Annotated in this window: 16 protein-coding genes and 1 pseudogene; 9 read left to right on the top strand and 8 right to left on the bottom strand. The window is 70.1% G+C overall.

What is annotated here, in order from left to right:
• Window positions 1-161 precede the first annotated feature (161 nt).
• Both ACFWZU_RS13925 and ACFWZU_RS13920 read right to left on the bottom strand, forming a co-directional pair.
• Window positions 162-896 (bottom strand): 16S rRNA (uracil(1498)-N(3))-methyltransferase, encoded by a 735-nt coding sequence (locus ACFWZU_RS13925; RefSeq protein WP_439702142.1) that lies wholly within the window; start codon window positions 894-896, stop codon window positions 162-164.
• A 74-nt stretch (window positions 897-970) separates the two neighbouring features.
• Window positions 971-2,350, bottom strand: coding sequence for an adenosylmethionine--8-amino-7-oxononanoate transaminase (locus tag ACFWZU_RS13920; protein ID WP_439702141.1), 1,380 nt, complete (start codon window positions 2,348-2,350; stop codon window positions 971-973).
• Window positions 2,351-2,399: 49 nt separating this feature from the next.
• On the opposite strand from ACFWZU_RS13920, the gene ACFWZU_RS13915 reads away from it, so the two are divergent.
• Genes ACFWZU_RS13915 through mazG form a run of 5 tightly spaced genes read left to right on the top strand, consistent with a single transcriptional unit; the run spans window position 2,400 to window position 6,153 of the window.
• Window positions 2,400-3,185: a type II secretion system protein N gene (locus ACFWZU_RS13915; RefSeq protein ID WP_439702140.1), complete on the top strand. Its 786-nt coding sequence runs from the start codon at window positions 2,400-2,402 to the stop codon at window positions 3,183-3,185.
• The gene (locus ACFWZU_RS13910; protein ID WP_439702139.1) at window positions 3,182-3,967 is read left to right on the top strand and encodes an inositol monophosphatase family protein; all 786 of its coding nucleotides are present in this window, start codon (window positions 3,182-3,184) and stop codon (window positions 3,965-3,967) included. Before ACFWZU_RS13915 ends, ACFWZU_RS13910 begins: the two co-directional genes overlap by 4 nt.
• A 9-nt stretch (window positions 3,968-3,976) precedes the next feature.
• Window positions 3,977-4,531 (top strand): ADP compounds hydrolase NudE, encoded by a 555-nt coding sequence (gene nudE, locus ACFWZU_RS13905; protein WP_439702138.1) that lies wholly within the window; start codon window positions 3,977-3,979, stop codon window positions 4,529-4,531.
• Window positions 4,528-5,352 carry a 3'(2'),5'-bisphosphate nucleotidase CysQ gene (gene cysQ, locus ACFWZU_RS13900; protein WP_439702137.1) on the top strand — a complete coding sequence of 275 codons (825 nt, stop codon included), beginning with the start codon at window positions 4,528-4,530 and terminating at the stop codon, window positions 5,350-5,352. The genes nudE and cysQ overlap by 4 nt, the downstream gene beginning before the upstream one ends.
• Window positions 5,353-5,355: 3 nt before the next feature.
• A complete protein-coding gene (gene mazG, locus ACFWZU_RS13895; protein WP_439702136.1) occupies window positions 5,356-6,153 on the top strand; it encodes a nucleoside triphosphate pyrophosphohydrolase in 798 nt (265 codons plus the stop codon).
• Between the two features lie 189 nt (window positions 6,154-6,342).
• Here the strand turns inward: mazG and ACFWZU_RS13890 are convergent, their stop codons facing one another.
• Window positions 6,343-6,855: a hypothetical protein gene (locus ACFWZU_RS13890; protein WP_439702135.1), complete on the bottom strand. Its 513-nt coding sequence runs from the start codon at window positions 6,853-6,855 to the stop codon at window positions 6,343-6,345.
• A gap of 117 nt (window positions 6,856-6,972) precedes the next feature.
• Between ACFWZU_RS13890 and ACFWZU_RS13885 the strand changes: the two genes are divergently transcribed.
• On the top strand, window positions 6,973-7,740 hold the full coding sequence (locus ACFWZU_RS13885) for a GIN domain-containing protein (RefSeq protein ID WP_439702134.1): 768 nt from the start codon (window positions 6,973-6,975) through the stop codon (window positions 7,738-7,740).
• 97 nt (window positions 7,741-7,837) lie between these two features.
• Here the strand turns inward: ACFWZU_RS13885 and ACFWZU_RS13880 are convergent, their stop codons facing one another.
• The 5 genes and pseudogenes from ACFWZU_RS13880 to ACFWZU_RS13860 all read right to left on the bottom strand — a co-directional run bounded on the left by ACFWZU_RS13880 (window position 7,838) and on the right by ACFWZU_RS13860 (window position 13,225).
• Complete coding sequence (locus ACFWZU_RS13880) at window positions 7,838-8,956, bottom strand: SLC13 family permease (RefSeq protein ID WP_439702203.1); 1,119 nt, start codon at window positions 8,954-8,956, stop codon at window positions 7,838-7,840.
• Between the two features lie 18 nt (window positions 8,957-8,974).
• A pseudogene (locus tag ACFWZU_RS13875) lies at window positions 8,975-9,560 on the bottom strand (glutathione S-transferase family protein); the annotation flags it as partial.
• A gap of 67 nt (window positions 9,561-9,627) precedes the next feature.
• Window positions 9,628-9,855 (bottom strand): hypothetical protein, encoded by a 228-nt coding sequence (locus ACFWZU_RS13870; RefSeq protein WP_439702133.1) that lies wholly within the window; start codon window positions 9,853-9,855, stop codon window positions 9,628-9,630.
• Between the two features lie 39 nt (window positions 9,856-9,894).
• Entirely contained in the window at window positions 9,895-12,375 is a 2,481-nt protein-coding gene (locus tag ACFWZU_RS13865; protein ID WP_439702132.1) for an ABC transporter permease, read from the bottom strand.
• A gap of 145 nt (window positions 12,376-12,520) precedes the next feature.
• Window positions 12,521-13,225, bottom strand: coding sequence for an ABC transporter ATP-binding protein (locus ACFWZU_RS13860; RefSeq protein ID WP_439702131.1), 705 nt, complete (start codon window positions 13,223-13,225; stop codon window positions 12,521-12,523).
• On the opposite strand from ACFWZU_RS13860, the gene ACFWZU_RS13855 reads away from it, so the two are divergent.
• The 3 genes from ACFWZU_RS13855 (at window position 13,224) to ACFWZU_RS13845 (ending at window position 15,691) form a co-directional block, all read left to right on the top strand.
• Window positions 13,224-13,841 (top strand): arylesterase, encoded by a 618-nt coding sequence (locus ACFWZU_RS13855; protein ID WP_439702130.1) that lies wholly within the window; start codon window positions 13,224-13,226, stop codon window positions 13,839-13,841. The two genes, ACFWZU_RS13860 and ACFWZU_RS13855, sit on opposite strands and share 2 nt — an antisense overlap.
• A 122-nt stretch (window positions 13,842-13,963) precedes the next feature.
• Window positions 13,964-14,689, top strand: a complete 726-nt coding sequence (locus tag ACFWZU_RS13850; protein ID WP_209619864.1) for a response regulator transcription factor — start codon at window positions 13,964-13,966, stop codon at window positions 14,687-14,689.
• A 42-nt stretch (window positions 14,690-14,731) separates the two neighbouring features.
• Window positions 14,732-15,691, top strand: a complete 960-nt coding sequence (locus tag ACFWZU_RS13845) for a sensor histidine kinase (RefSeq protein ID WP_439702129.1) — start codon at window positions 14,732-14,734, stop codon at window positions 15,689-15,691.
• Window positions 15,692-15,779: the final 88 nt, after the last annotated feature.

Here is a 15,779-nt window from a genome sequence, read left to right as displayed (position 1 = left end):
AAACCATTGCGCTGAGGGTCGCCGCAAGCCAGGTCGAAGCGTCCGCCCAGGCACGCGATCACCCTCCGGCCGAACTGCCTCATGGGCGGGTGTGACTTCGGGCGGAAGGTGAACGCCGGGGTCCGGGGCTGTCCGTTCCGCGCCGGATTGCAGAGCCGCGCCTAGATATCTCCGTGCAACGCCTGCAGCGCCGCCAGGGCTGCGAGCCCTGCCGTTTCGGTGCGCAGGATGCGAGGCCCGAGCCGCAGCCCGGCAAAGCCGGCGCCCGTGAGGCTGGCCACGTCGCGCTCGCCGAGCCCGCCTTCCGGACCCACGACCAGCAGGCCGCCGGCCGGCCCAAAGGCAAGCCCGCGTGGCGCCTGGTCGCCTTCGGGCAGCAGCGCCAGGCGCAGGGCGCCGTCCTGCGGCAGGGAGGCGAGCCAGGCTTCGATCGACTGCGTCGGCAGGATCAGCGGCAACCGGGCGCGACCGCTTTGCTCGCAGGCGCTGGCAGCGACAGCGCGCCAGTGGGCCAGACGCTTTTCCGCACGCGCAGGATCGAGGCGGACTTCCGAGCGCTCGGTCAGCAGCGGCACGATGCGGGCCACGCCCAGCTCGGTGGCCTTCTGGACAATCAGGTCCATCTTCTCGCCACGCGCCACGCCCTGGGCCAGCGTGAGCGGCAGCGGCGATTCGTTGGCGATCGCCTGCCGGTCGTCGATGCGCACGCGCACGTCGCGCTTGCCCGCCTGGATGATGACCGCCGCGTAGTCATGGCCGTCACCGTTGAACAGCACCAGCGGCGCGCCTTCGCCCAACCGCAGCACGCGTGCCACGTGCTCCCCCGCCTGGGGCGGAAGGCTCAGTTCGGTGGCGGGAGCAAGCGGCTCGTCGACGTGGATGCGGATCGTGCGCATGAAGGTTCCTGGCAGTAGGCGGCTCGCACAGGCGCGTTCACGGCGCCCGCCCGCGGTTTTCGCACATGGATGTTTTATGCCACCGCGCGCTCGATGCCGGCGACCGCAACGTCCACCAGGTGGTCGATGTCCCCCGTCGTCACGACATACGGCGGCATGAAATACACCACATTGCCGAGCGGCCGCAGCAGCGCCTGGTTCTCGAGCCCGTGCAGGTAGACGCGCATGCCGCGTCGTTCGTTCGATGGCCAGGGCCTGCGCGTCCGCTTGTCGGCGACCAGCTCGACCGCCGCGATCATGCCGGTCTGGCGTACGTCGGCCACATGCGGGTGATCGCGCAGGGGCGCGAGCCGCCGCGCGAGGTGTGCGGCCAGCGCACGGTTGCGCTCCAGCACCGGTTCGTCGCGGAAGATCGCCAGCGTCTCCAGCGCCACGCGGCAAGCCAGCGGATTGCCGGTGTAGCTGTGCGAATGCAGGAAGGCCTTGCCGGCGCTGTATTCGGCGTAGAAGGCCGCGTACACCGGCTCGGTCGTGAGCACCGCCGCCAGCGGCAACGTGCCGCCGGTCAATCCCTTGGACTGGCACATGAAGTCCGGCGCCACGCCAGCCTGCTCGCAGGCGAACAGCGTCCCGGTGCGGCCGAAACCCACCGCGATCTCGTCGGCGATGAAATGCACGTCGAACTCGTCGCACAGGCGGCGCAGGCCTGCCAGGTAATCGGGGTGGTACATGCGCATGCCGCCGGCGCACTGCACCAGTGGCTCGACGATCACCGCGCACGTTTCGTGGGCGTGGCGTTCGAGCAGGGCGCGCAGTTCTTCCAACCGGCGGGCGGCAATCTGTGCCGGCGTTTCCCCCGGCTCCCCTTCGTAGGCGTCCGGCGAGGGCGCCAGAATCGGCGTCAGCAGCAAGGGTGCGTAAGTCTTGCGATACAGCGCCACGTCACTGACCGACAACGCGCCCAGGGTCTCGCCGTGGTAGCTGCCGGTCAGCGCGATGAAGCGGGTCTTCTCGCCATGTCCCTGGTTGAGCCAGTAGTGGAAGCTCATCTTCAGCGCCACCTCGACGGCAGCGGAGCCGATGTCGGCGTAGAAGACGCGCGTCAGCCCCTGCGGCGCGACGCGGACGAGTTCCTCGGCCAACCGGATCGCGGGCTCATGGGTGAAGCCGGCGAAGATCACGTGCTCCAGCCGCTGCGCCTGGTCGGCCAGCGCCGCGGCCAGGCGCGGGTTGGCGTGGCCGAAGATATTGGTCCACCACGAGCTGACGCCGTCCAGGTAACGGCGACCGTCGGCATCGAACAGCCAGGCGCCTTCGCCGCGCACGATGGGCACCAGCGGGATGCTTTCGTGGTCGTGCATCTGCGTGCAGGGGTGCCACACGTGTTTGAGGTCCCGCGCGGCCAGCGCGGCGTTGCCGGCGACGGCCGGCGCGTCGGGGGAGGGTGCGTCCATCCCGCTATGATCGGCGTTGCGGCGTGGCCGCTCAAGCTCAAGGACCGAAGTGAAACGCTCGCGCCGCGCCTGGCTGATCGTCGCCACCCTGTTGCTGCTCGCCATCCTGCTGGTGCTGTTGCTGCCGGCACGCTGGGCGGCTCCGTTCGTGCAGTCGCGCCTGCACGGCCTTGAGTTCGATGGCGTGCATGGGCTGGTCTGGAACGGTGGGGCGCAGCAAGTGCGCGGCCTGGACGGCCGTCCGCTGGGGCAACTGCAGTGGCGGCTTTCGCGCGCCCTGCTGTGGGGGCGGCTGGATCTGCAACTGGATTTTTCCGGTCCGAGGCTCACCGGCAGCGGTCATCTGCAACGCGACAGCAGCGGTCGACCGCTGTGGACCGACGTGTCGTTGCGAGCCGACCTGGGGGCCTGGGCGCCGCGATTCGATTCCTCGCTGGGCACACCGCACGGCAGCCTGACCATGCGGCTGCAGCGGGCCGTACTGCAGGCGAACTGGCCGATCGAACTCGAGGGGCGCATGCAGTGGCGCAATGCCTCCATGCAGACCCGCACCCCGCAAGCCGTCGCGCTGGGCGACCTGGCCATGGACCTGCATGGTTCGAACGGCGTGCTGACCGGCCAGTTGCACGACCAGGGCAACGGGCCGCTGCGTGCCGACGGCCAATGGCAGGCCAGTCCGCTGGGCTGGCGCCTCGACCTGCTGCTGCAACCGCGGACCGCTGATCCGGTGCTGCGCCACTGGCTGGCGCGCCTGGGCCGGCCGGGTGCCGATGGCACCCTTCGTCTTCATCGCCGCGGCGGGCTCGCCGCCGCCACGCCGGAAACCGCGCCATGAGCTACGACCCCGAGCATGTCCTGTCCGCCGCGCGCGAAGCGGCCGCCGCCGCGGCCGACATCATCCGCCACTACTGGAACCGCGGCGTGGCGGTCGAATGGAAGGCCGATGCCACGCCGGTGACCGTGGCCGATCGCGAAGCCGAACAGGCAATTCGCGCGGTGCTCGCCCGGGCGCTGCCGCAGGCGGCAATCTACGGGGAGGAATACGGCCTGGAAGGCGCGCGCGACGGCTTGCTATGGCTGGTCGACCCACTCGACGGCACCAAGAGCTTCGTCCGCCGCACGCCGTTCTTTTCAACCCAGATCGCGTTGATGGATCGGGGCGAACTGGTGCTCGGCGTCTCCAGTGCGCCGATCTACGGCGAGACGATGTGGGCTCGACGCGGTGACGGGACCTGGTTCGAAGGCGAACGCGTGCGGGTCGCACCCGCCGGCACGCTGGCACAGGCGTCGCTTTCCATCGGCAACGTGAAATCGCTCACGGCCGGCGCGCGCTGGGACGCCCTCGGCGCGCTGATCCGCGACAGCAACCGTATCCGCGGCTATGGGGACTTCTGCCACTACCACCTGCTCGCCCGGGGCAGCCTGGATCTGGTGATCGAGTCCGACGTGAACATCCTCGATGTCGCCGCGCTGGCGGTGATCGTGCGCGAGGCCGGTGGATTATTCACCGATCTGGAAGGCCGGCCGCCGGGCCTGGAAACCACCAGCGTGCTGGCCGGCGTGCCGGGGATCCACGCCCTGGCGCTTGCACGCTTGCATCATGAAACCGCGGGCTAGAATGTCCTGATGCGCAAGCCACCGATCATCCATGCCACCCGCGAATGCGTCGACAGCCGCTTCCTGCGGGTCGAACAGCTCGACCTTGAATTCTCCAACGGCGAGAAGCGCACCTACGAACGCCTGCGCGCCAGTGGCCTGGGCGCGGTGATCATCGTTCCGATGCTCGACGACGACACGGTGCTGCTGATCCGCGAATACGGCGCCGGCGTGGGCCGCTACGAGCTCTCGCTGCCCAAGGGCCGGCTCGACCAGGACGAGACCGCCGAACAGGGCGCCAACCGCGAGCTCAAGGAAGAAATCGGATACGGCGCGAACCGCCTGAAGATCCTGCACAACCTGTCGCTCTCGCCCGGCTACATGACCCACATGGCGCACGTGGTGCTGGCACAGGATCTCTACCCCGAACGCCTGCCCGGCGACGAACCCGAGGAGTTGGACGTGGTCCCATGGAAGCTTTCCGAACTGCACACCCTTGTCGGCCGTGACGACGTGACCGAAGGCCGCTCGATCGCCGCGTTGTTCATGGCGCGGGAGTATCTGGCCGGGCGGTTCCAGCCATGAGCGCGGTCGCACCGGAAACCGGCCTGCTGGCCGACGTGAGTGCCATCGCGCGCGAGGCGGGCAATGCCATCCTCGCCATCTACCGCGACGAGTTCGCCGTGGAGCACAAGGACGACAAGTCGCCGCTTACCGCCGCGGACCTTGCCGCCCAGCGCGTCATCGCCGCCGGTCTGGCACGCATCGCACCGGACGTCCCCGTGTTGTCGGAGGAAGCCCGCGCCGCGCCGTGGGAAATGCGCCAGACATGGTCGCGCTACTGGCTGGTCGATCCGCTCGACGGCACCCGCGAGTTCGTCAAGCGCAACGGCGAATTCACCGTCAATATCGCGCTGATCGAAGACCACCGCCCGGTGCTCGGCGTGGTGCTGGCGCCGGTCACCGGCGAGCTGTACGCCGCCGCCGATGGCCAGGGTGCCTGGCTGCAGCAGCACGCCAACGGCCAATGGCAACCGATCGGCACGCGTGCACTGGCGGCTCCCGCAGTGGTCGCGGGCAGCCGCTCGCACGGCAGCGACACGCACGATTTCCTCGATGCGCTGCTGGGCACGCCCTACCAGCCGTTCCCGATGGGCTCCTCGCTGAAGTTCTGCCTGATCGCCCGCGCGGTGGCCGACCTTTACCTGCGGCTGGGCCCGACCAGCGAATGGGATACGGCGGCGGCGCAGTGCGTGCTGGAACAGGCCGGCGGCGCCGTGCTGGACCTGGCCGGCGAACCGTTGCGGTACAACACGAAAGACTCCGTGCTCAACCCGGAATTCCTCGCCGTGGGCGATCGCGCGGTCGAGTGGAAGGCGCGGCTGGGCAAGGCAAGGCCCGCCTGATCCATGGCGGGTCGCTACACGCTCGACGACCTGCTCGCGATCATGGCGCGCCTGCGTGATCCCGAGCGGGGCTGCCCCTGGGACGTGCAGCAGGACTTCGCCACGATCGCGCCCTACACCCTGGAGGAAGCCTACGAAGTCGCCGACGCGATCGATCGCGGCGACTTCGACGACCTGCGTGAGGAACTGGGCGACCTGCTGCTGCAGGTGGTGTTCCACGCGCAGATGGCGAGCGAGCGTGGCCTGTTCGACTTCGGCGACGTCGCCCACGGGATCGCCGACAAGATGCGCCGCCGCCACCCGCATGTCTTCGGCGAGGAACGCTACGAGGATGCCGAGGCACAGACGCGCGCCTGGGAGGCCATCAAGGCGGCCGAGCGCGCCGAACGCGGGCATGCGCACGATGCCAGCGCGCTTGCCGGGATCTCGCGCGGCCTGCCCGAGTGGAAACGCGCGGCCAAGCTGCAGCAGCGCGCCGCCGGCGTGGGCTTCGAGTGGCGCGAGCCGGGCCCCGTGCTCGACAAGCTGAGCGAGGAGGTGGACGAGGTGCGCGCCGAGTTCGCCGCCGGTGCCGATCCGGAACGCCTGGAGGACGAACTGGGCGACGTGCTGTTCGTCACCGCCAACCTGGCGCGCCACGCCGGCGTCGATTTCTCGCGCGCCCTGCGCCGCGCCAACGCGAAGTTCGAGCGACGCTTCCGCCAGATGGAAGCGCTTGCCGCCGCGGAAGGCCGCCCGCTGGCCGAGCGAAGCCTGCAGGAGCAGGAAGCACTCTGGCAGCAGGCCAAGCGCGCCGAGTGACGCCAGCGGGCCGTTACGGCTGGCGCCAGAACGCTCTCCCTCGGAGAGAAGGTTGGCGTGGCGGCCGGAGTCGCTGCAAGCTCCAGCAGCGCAAGTAGAAGGCCATTCCTGTTTCCACACGAATGGCCTTCCATCAGGGGCCGCCCCGCTCAGGGTGAGCTGAAGCCCACCTTGCGAGCCAGAGCGGCTTCAGCGTGCCGCTGGCGTCTTCGTTTTTTGCTGCTGCCACTGCGCGCGCATGCGCTCGCGCTCGGCGCGCATCTTCGCCTCGTTGGCGAGGTTCTCGGATAGGCTCTTGCGCAGCGTGGCGATCGCCTGGTCGACGTTGGCCGGTTGCGCCTGCAGGCGGGCGAGGTGGTGGTACGCGTAGGTGCGCAGGTGCGGGTCCTGCGACTTGCCCAGTACCTCGTTATAGATGCCGGCCAGCTCTTTCTCGCGCCCGGCCGTGCGGTAGAGCCGCTCCAGCGCGTGCAGATCGGCCATGGCACCCATGCCGGGGCCGTGCTCCATGCGCATGCGGTGCATGTGCTCGCCCATGCCGGGAACATGCTCCCTGTGCATGCGCATGCCTTTGTCCATGGGCGCCGGGGCCGGCAGGGTATGGGCCTGCGCCGCCGGTGCGGGCGGCGCATCCTGCGAGAGGGCCACGGGGCTGGCCAGCAGCACGGCGAGGGCGGGGACGAGCAGCTTGCGGTAGGCCATGGGAGGGCACTCCATCGGGTGATGCCTCGAAAAACGCGGTCCGATGCGAGGCGTTGACGCAACCCTTTGCGCGTCCCGCGCATCTTAGGGACGTCCTCGACCCGCCGCGGAGTTCCCATGCGTCCCATCCTTGCTTCCCTGCTGCTGCTCGTGCCGTTGGCCGGCCACGCGGCCGACCGCTGTGCCTTCGAGGCGCCACGCAACCTGAGCGTCGACCTGTCCGGCGTGCGCGCCGTGCAGATCGAGGTACACAGCTTCGACCTGCACGTGACCGGCCGGTCCGGCGCCGGCAAGCTCGACGTGCGCGGCCGCGCCTGTGCATCCGATCGCGACATGCTCGACCAGTTGGTGATCACACAGCGCCGCGAAGGTGATCAGCTGATCCTCGGGCTCGGCAACGGGCGTGGCTTCGGCTGGTTCGGCAACGGCGATGCGGGCCTCGACGTGACGGTCGAGCTTCCAGCCAGCCTGCCGTTGACGGTCGACGTGGGTTCGGGCGACGCCGAAGTCAGCGGCGTCGGCCAGCTCGAGAGCCACGTGGGCTCCGGTGACCTCAACGTGCGCAACGTGGCAGGTCGCTTCGCCACCAGCGTGGGCTCGGGCGACGTCGAAGCGCACGACGTCGGCAGCCTGGAGGCCGGCTCGGTCGGCTCCGGCGATCTCACCGTCAGTGGCGTGGGCGGCGACGCGCGCGTGGGCAGCATCGGCTCCGGCGACGTGAACCTGCGCGACGTGCGCGGCAGCGTGCATGCCGACACGCTGGGCTCGGGCGATCTGGACGTCGATGGCGTGGGCGGCGACCTCAGCCTCGGTGCCAAGGGCAGCGGCGACGTCAGCCACAGCAACGTCAAGGGCAAGGTGGACGTGCCACGCGACGACGACTGACCCGCCGCACCGCAAGGTGGCCTCAGCCCACCGCTCGCCTCGCTGCAGGCACCGGTGGTGGGCTGAAGGCCGCTCTAATGCCCTGGCATGCCAGCCATCAGCCCAACCACCGCCACGCCAGGTAAACCAGCGGGGCGCTCACCAGCAGGAACGGCACCGACACGCGATGCAGCGCGCGCAGCCCGTGTGGCTGGCGCGCCAGCCGCAGGGCGATCAGGTTCGCCAGCGAGCCGATCGCCAGCCCGAAGCCGCCCACGTTCACTGCAACCGCCAGCGCAATGGGGTCCTGCGCGCGATCCAGCAGCAATACGGTCGCCGGCACATTGCTGATCAGCTGCGAGGCCAGGATGCCCCCCAGGTAGAGCGTGAGCGGCTGGCCGAAGTCCAGGCGATCGAGCGCGGCGTCCACCAGGGGCAGTTCGGCCAGGTGGCCCAGTCCGAGGAAGATCGCGGCGAAGGTGAGCAGCAGTAACCAGTCCACACGCGCCAGGCTGCGCGGCGCGGTGAGAGCGAATACCAGTAGCAGCGCCGCCGCGCCGAGGGCCGCGTGCCCGTATTCCATCAGCACCACCATCGCCGCCAACGCGACCGCCGAGAGCGTTGCCAGCCCACGTGCCACCGCCTGGCGATCGAGCGCCTGCGGTGCCAGCGCGACCCGCTCGCGCGGCAGCCAGATCCAGGTCAGCGCCGCCACCAGCGCGAACATCACCGCGGCTGCCGGCAGCATGGCCGAGGCGAAGCCGAGAAACGGCAACTGCCCGTGCTGCCACAACAGCAGGTTCTGCGGATTGCCGATCGGGCTCAGCGTCGAGCCCGCGTTCACCGCCAGCGCTTCCAGCACCACCATGCGCAGCACCGGGAGGTTCGACAGGGCGCCGATGGCCACCGTCAGCGGGACCAGCACGAACAGGCTGACATCGTTGGTGAGGACCATCGACAGCAGCGCCGTGGCGGTCACCAGCAGCAAGCCCAGGCCGCGCAGCGAGTGCGCGCGCGCGGCGAACAGTGCGGCGGCGTGCTGCACCAGCGCGCTGTCGCGGATGCCCTGGATGGCGATCAGCAGCCCGGCCAGCCCGGCCAGCGTCGGACCCTGCAGCCAGCGCCGCCAGGCGGCGACGGGCTGCGGATCGACCAGCGCCAGCACCAGCGTGAGCAGGGCGAAGGCGAGCAGCAGCCACTCGGACTTCAGCCGTTCCAGCCAGCGGCGCGCGCTCATCGGTTCGAGCGGCCTACCGCTTGGCCGTGCACGCACCAGGTCGGCCAGGCGCTTCAACGCCGGCCAACCGGTCGCCGGGCGCGGCATGTTGCGCGACCAGCGCATCAGCATGGTCAGCAGCAGGTCGGCGCCCGAAAAGCGCTCGCCGAGCGCTGGCAGCGGCTGTACGAGGTCGAAGGCCTGACCGAGTGGGCAGGTACGGACCGTGTGCGGCCAGATGGGCATCGAGCAGGTCCCACACGCCCTCGATCCGACGCTGCAGGGCCGCGCGCACGGCCGGCGTGTCGTCCAGTTCGTGCGGGTAGAACCAGAAACGGTAGGCGGACATCAGCGTGTTGCTGAGATAGACGATCCACTGGTACCACGCGGCCCGCTCAGGCGTGCCTGGCGGCGGGGCGAGCGATGACTCCGGGTGCCGCTCGGCCAGCAGCATCAGCAGCGCGGCCGACTCGCTCAGTGGCTTGCCGTCGACCACCAGCGTGGGCACCACGCCGCGCGGGTTGAGCTTGAGGTAGGCGGGGTCGTGTTGCGCCCTGGCGTCCAGGTCGACCAGCCTGAGCTCGTGCGGCGCGCCGGTTTCGAGCAGCGCCAGGTGCACCACCATGCTGGCGGTGCCGGGGGCGTAGTAGAGGGTGTACACGGCGTTCTCCGGGCCGGGTGCTGAGGGCGGCTCAGCGGTGCTGTTCGGGGGCCTTGCGCTTGCGCGCGCTGATGCGGGCCGCACTGAGCGAAGTGCCCAGGCCGGCGCCCATCGCGATGCCGACCCCGATGCCCAGCGCCAGGTTGTGAAGCGCGAGGCCGAGCGCCACGCCGATGGTAAGGCCGGAGCCCACCCCGATGCTGGTTCCCGTTGCCACCGTGCGGCGGTCCTGGTCGGGTGAGGGCTTCTGCTCGGTCATCGGGGTTCCTCCCGTTCAAAGCATCAGTCTGGATTCCCTTCACTGCTCCCGCAATAGCCGCATGGGCGAGGTGCGCGTGACCCGGCGCGTGCCCGCCAGGCCCAGCAGCATGATCACCACCGCGGCCACCAGGGCGGCGGCGATCAACGGCCAAACGGGCGGTACGAAGCCGTCCAGGCGGAACACCGCCCGACCCAGCCACCAGCCCGCAACGGCCGCACCCAGGGCCGCCGTGAGGCCGGCGATCAGGCCGAGCATGGCGAATTCGCAGGCCGCCGCCAGCCGCAGCTGGCCGCGCCGTGCGCCCAGTGTGCGCAGCAGTGCGGCCTCGTGCCGGCGCTCGGCCGCGCTGGTGGCAAGCGCCGCGGCCAGCACCAGCGCGCCGGCCAGCAGGCTGAAGCCGAGCACCCAGCGCACCGCGCCGCCCACCTGCGCGACGATTTCGCGCACGCGGTCGAGGAGTGCATCGACATCGACCAGGCTCAGGTTGCTGTAGTCGCGCGACAGCCGCGCCAGCGCCTGGGCATGTCCGCGTGGAAGGTAAAAGCTGGCCAGCCAGGTGTGCGGCAGTTCGCTCGCGTGCGCCGGGTCCAGCAGCAGGAAGAAATTCACCCGGAACGAGCTCCAGTCGACCTCGCGCACGCTGCCGACGTTCGCCTCCAGCGAGCCTTCGCCGACATCGAAGCGCATGCGGTCGCCCGGCTTGAGGCCGAACATGTCACGCCACATCGTGTCGATCGAGACCTCCGCGCGCGGCGGATCCGCTCCGGCCCAGCGGCCGGCGACAACCCGGTTGGACGGCGGCAGCGTGCCTGTCCAGGACAGGCGCAGCTGGCGGTCGACCCATTCCCTGGCGCGCGGGTCGGCGAAGTGCAGCTGGTCCACCGGCTTGCCGTTGATCGCGGTGAGCTTGCCCACCGCCAGCGGCAGCATGTTGAGCCCCTGCGCGCCCAGTTGCGCCAGGCGCCCGGTGAAGTCCGCCCGCTGGTCGTCCTGCAGGTTGAGCACGAACCAGTTGGGCGTGTCCGGTGGCAGCTCGCGGCGCCAGCCTTCCAGCAGCGCGGGCGCGACCACTGCGAGCAGCAACAACGCGACCAGGCCGAGGCTCAGCGCTGTCGCCTGCACCGTGCTCAGGCCGCGCCGTCGCGCCAGCGCGGCCAGGCCCAGCCGGAGGGCCGGATGCGCGCCCGGAGCAATGCGCCGCGCGAACCAGAGCAGCACCAGCGCGAGCAGGGCGGCGAGCAACGCCACGCCAGACAGGCTGACGGCCAGGATGCCGGCCAGTTTCGCCGAACCGCTCTGGGTCCAGATCAGCGCCAGGGCGACCAGCACCGGCACCAGGTAGAGCGCATCCACGCGGCGCACGCGCCGTCCCATGCTCGCCCGGAACACGGCCACCGGCGGCACCTCCGCCAGCCGTGCCAGCGGCGGCAGTGCGAAGCCGGCCAGCACGGCAAGGCCCATCGCGGCGGCAGCCAGGGCCGGCAGCAGGGGCATCGAAGTGGGCACGTGCACGAATGTCGCGCCCGCCAGCCGCCAGGCGCCCTCGGCCAGGCCCCAGGACAACACCACGCCGAGCAGCGCCGACGGCAGCGCGAGCGCCCCGAGGGTCGACAGCAGCAGGGCGAACACGCGGGCGCGGGCGGTCCCCAGGGCGCGGAGCAGGGCGATCTCCGGGGTCTTGCGGCGGGCGTAGCGCTGCGCCGCCAGCGCGATCGCCACGCCGGCCAGCAGCGCCGAGAGCAGGGCGGTCAGGCGCAGGAACGCGCCGGCGCGATCGAACGCGTTGCGCATGCGTTGCTGGGTCTGCTCGGGCGTCACCAGCTCCGCGCCCTGCGGCAGGGGATGGCCCTTGACCCAGGCGAGCCAGCGGCCGACGCCGGCGGGCGTCCCGGCGACGAGCAGGCGATGGCGTGCGCGGCTGCCTTCGCCGAGCAGCCCGGCGCGCTGCGCGTCGGCCAGGTTCATCAACGCGCGTGGGGCGAGGGCCACCAGCTGGCCACCGTCGGGCTGGCTGACCAGCTCGGCCGCGACGGTGAGTTCCTGGCCGCCCACCTGCACGCGGTCGCCCACGTCAAGGCCGAGCGCCACCAGTGCGCGATGGTCCAGGTACACCGTGCCGGGGGCCGGTCCGTGGCCGGCGGCGGAGGCGCCATGCGTGGACAGTTCCAGCGTTCCGCGCAGCGGCCAGGCGCCATCGACCGCATCGACATCGAGCAACTGGCCGCGTTCGCCGGCGAAGGCGACGCTGGGGAAGCCGGCGCTGCGGGTGACCGCCAGGCCGCGCTGTCGGGCTTCGCCGGCATAGTCCGGCGGCAGCGCCTGCGGGGCGGACAGGCCGGCGTCGCCGCCGATCAGCTCCGCGGCGCTGGCGAGCAGGCCGCGCTCGACACGGCTGGCAAGCGTGGCCACCACGCCCAGCGCCACGACGGCGAGCAGCAGCGAGGCGGCCAGCGTGCGCAGTTCGGGCAGGTGCCATTCGCGGCGCAGGGTACGCAAGGCAAGGCGCAGCAGCTTCATGCGGTGGTCCTGCGTGGGATGTGCTCCTCCCCCTGCATGCAGGGGGAGGTCGGGAGGGGTTGTTCCATCTCGCGGCGGCGCGTGACCCCTCCCCAGCCCTCCCCTGCGTGCAGGGGAGGGGTCAAATTGCGGCGAGGCCTCTGCATCATGCTTCGGTTCCCTTCGCAGCCGGCGCGGCGACGCGGCCCTCGATCAACTCCACGCCCCGGCTGCAACGCGCGGCCAGCTGTGCGTCATGGGTCACCAGGACCAGCGTGGTGCGGTGGTCGCGGTTGAGCGCGAACAACAGGTCGGCCACATGCCGCCCGGTGCGCTGGTCCAGGTTGCCGGTCGGCTCGTCGGCAAACAGCACCCGCGGGCCATGCACGAAGGCGCGAGCGATCGCCACCCGCTGCTGCTCGCCACCGGAGAGCTGCGCGGGATAGTGGCGCCGGCGCGCGTGCAGGCCGACCGCGTCGAGCGCCTCGTTCGCACGCGCGCGCGCGTCGTCGCGGCCTTCCAGTTCGAGCGGCAGCATCACGTTCTCTTCCGCGGTGAGCGCCGGAAGCAGGTGGAAGGACTGGAACACGAAACCGACCAGCCGCCGGCGCAGGTCCGCGCGCGCCTCCTCGTCCATGGCCTGCAACGCATGGCCCTGCAGGTGGATGGCGCCGGCGCTGGGCACGTCCAGGCCGGCCAGCAGGCCGAGCAGGGTGGTCTTGCCCGAGCCGGACGCGCCGACGATGGCGAAGCTCTCGCCCGCATGCACCGCGAGGCTGACGCCGGCCAGGATGTCGAGCCTTCCCTCGGGCCCGCGGACGGTCTTGCTAACATCGCGGGCCTCCAGAAGCGGTTGGGAAGGTTCGCTCATGCGTCGACTCCTCGGATGGCTGGCCGTGCTGTGGATGGGATGGAGCGGGGCCGCGCTGGCGGCCGCGCCGAAAACCGTGCTCGTGCTGGGCGATTCGCTGTCGGCCGCGCACAACATCGCCGCGGACCAGGGCTGGGTGCATCTGCTGGAAGTACGTCTCGGCAAGATGGAGCCGCCCTGGCGCGTGGTCAATGCCAGCATCAGCGGCGAGACCACGCTGAGCGGGCGGCACCACCTGCCGGCGTTGCTGGCGAGGTACAAGCCGGACGTGCTCATACTCGAACTCGGTGGCAACGACGGCCTGCGCGGCCTTCCGCTGGATGCGATGAAGGACAACCTCGCGGCCATGATCGACATGGCCCGGCAGGCACACGCCAGGGTGTTGCTGGTCGGCATCGAGCTGCCGGTGAACTACGGCCCGCGCTACCGCGATGCCCTGCGCGGCGTATACGCCGACCTCGCGCGCAGCAAACGCACGGCGCTGGTGCCTTTCCTGCTGGAAAAAGTGGCGCTTGACCCGTCGCTGATGCAGGCCGATGGTCTGCATCCCACCGCCGCGGGCGAGCCGGCCGTGTTTGCCACCGTATGGGCGCAACTGGCACCGTTGCTGCAGTGAGCGGCGGGGCTCCGGAATGGGCGCCGGAACACGTTCTGAATCACGCCTTAAAAATTTCACGTTGCTGTCACCCGTCGGATCGTTAGCTCTTCACATTTGTGAACACCACCAACGGAGGGACCATGAGCCTGCGCGACGAACAGTCCGGCTTGATCCTGCTAGTCGAGGACAACCGGCAAATTGCTGAAATGGTTGGAGAATTCCTGGAGCGCCGGGGATATTCGGTGGACTACGCGGCCGACGGCGTCAGCGGCCTGCACCTGGCCGTATCCAACAGCTACGACGTCATCGTGCTGGACCTGATGCTGCCGGGCATGGATGGCCTGGATGTGTGCCGCAAGCTGCGCAAGGACGCCAAGAAGTCCACGCCAGTGCTGATGCTCACCGCGCGCGACACGCTCGAGGACAAGCTGATCGGGCTGGAGGCCGGCGCGGACGACTACCTGGTCAAGCCGTTCGAGGTGCGCGAACTCGAAGCGCGCCTGCGTGCGCTGATCCGCCGTGATCGCCGCCAGGTTTCCTCCGAGGTGCTCACCGTCGGCGACATGACGCTGGACACCGCCACGCTGCGGCTGACCCGCGGCGGCCAGGAGCTGACCGTCTCGCCGATCGGCCTGAAGCTGCTGGCGATCCTGATGCGCGAATCGCCACGCGTGGTGAGCCGCCGCGACATCGAACGGGAGATCTGGGGCGACACGCTGCCCGACTCCGACACGCTGCGCTCGCACCTTTACAACCTGCGCCGCGTGATCGACAAACCGTTCGACCGACCGTTGCTGCACACGATCCATTCGGCCGGCTACCGCCTGGCCGACCTGGAAACCGAAGTGGCGACGGCCACCGCCTGATCGAGCGGGGTGAGCATCGCAACAACAGGTATGGACAGGGGATTGCCACGGAAGCAGGGTGAGGGTCGAAGCCAGGCCGGCGCGTTCCATCGCCGGCTTGCGCTGATCTTCGGCCTGCATCTGCTTGGGGTGATCGTCTGCGTCATGCTGGGCGTCTACAACGTCGCGCCGCTGGTGGCGGTAGTCGTGCTGCTTGCGATCATCAGCGCGCTGGCGTGGCTGGCGGCACGTCGCCAGTGGCGGCCGGTCGGCCGGCTCGCGCGCGTGATCGACAGCTGGGACGACGAGCCCGACGTCGACGCGCTGGCGCCCACGCACCTGTCCGACCAGACCGACGCCGACCTGGTCACGCTTGCGCGCGGCCTGCACGGCTTTGCCACGCGCATTGCCGGCTACAACCAGCGCGAGCGCAACTTCACCCGTGATGCCAGCCACGAGCTGCGCAGTCCGTTGACGGTGATCAAGATGTCCGCCGACATGCTCTCGGACGAATCGGAGCTCAGCAAGTTCGGCGTGCGCTCGGTCAAGCGCATCCAGCGGGCCACGCGCGAGATGGAAGCGTTGATCGAGGCGCTGCTGATCCTGGCCCGAGAGTCGGACCTGGGCGCCGGCGAAGAGGAGTTCGTCGTCAATGACGTGCTGCATAAGGGCATGGATGACCTGCAGCAGATGCTCGAAGGCCGGGCGGTCGACCTCAGGATCGAGGAGCCGGCGCGGTTTGCGCTGCGTGCCTCGCCGCGGGTGTTCATGGTGTTGTGCTGGCAGCTGATCCGTAACGCCAGCCAGCAGGCCGATCACGGCAGTATCGTGATCACGGTGCTGCCTGGCGCCGTGGCCGTTTCCAACCGGGTGGACGAAGCGCCGGCGATCGACCGGCACGGCTTCGAGCTGGCGATCGCCCAGCGCATCAGCGAGCGCTTCCATTGGCCGCTGGAACTGCAGACCCGCGACGGCTGCGAACACATCGCGAGCATCCGCTTTCCCGAAACGCTGCCTGCCTGAGCCGGGAGTCCCTACAGAGGGATTCCGGGCCTTCCAATGTAGGAGCGCCCTTGGGCGCGACCGGGATGGTGGTCGCGCCCAAGGGCGC

It is taken from the genome of Frateuria sp. GZRR33 (assembly GCF_051900425.1).
Classification (GTDB): domain Bacteria; phylum Pseudomonadota; class Gammaproteobacteria; order Xanthomonadales; family Rhodanobacteraceae; genus Frateuria_A.
The sequence above is the reverse complement of the archived record's forward strand: the minus strand, read 5'-3'. Positions and strand labels throughout refer to the sequence as shown.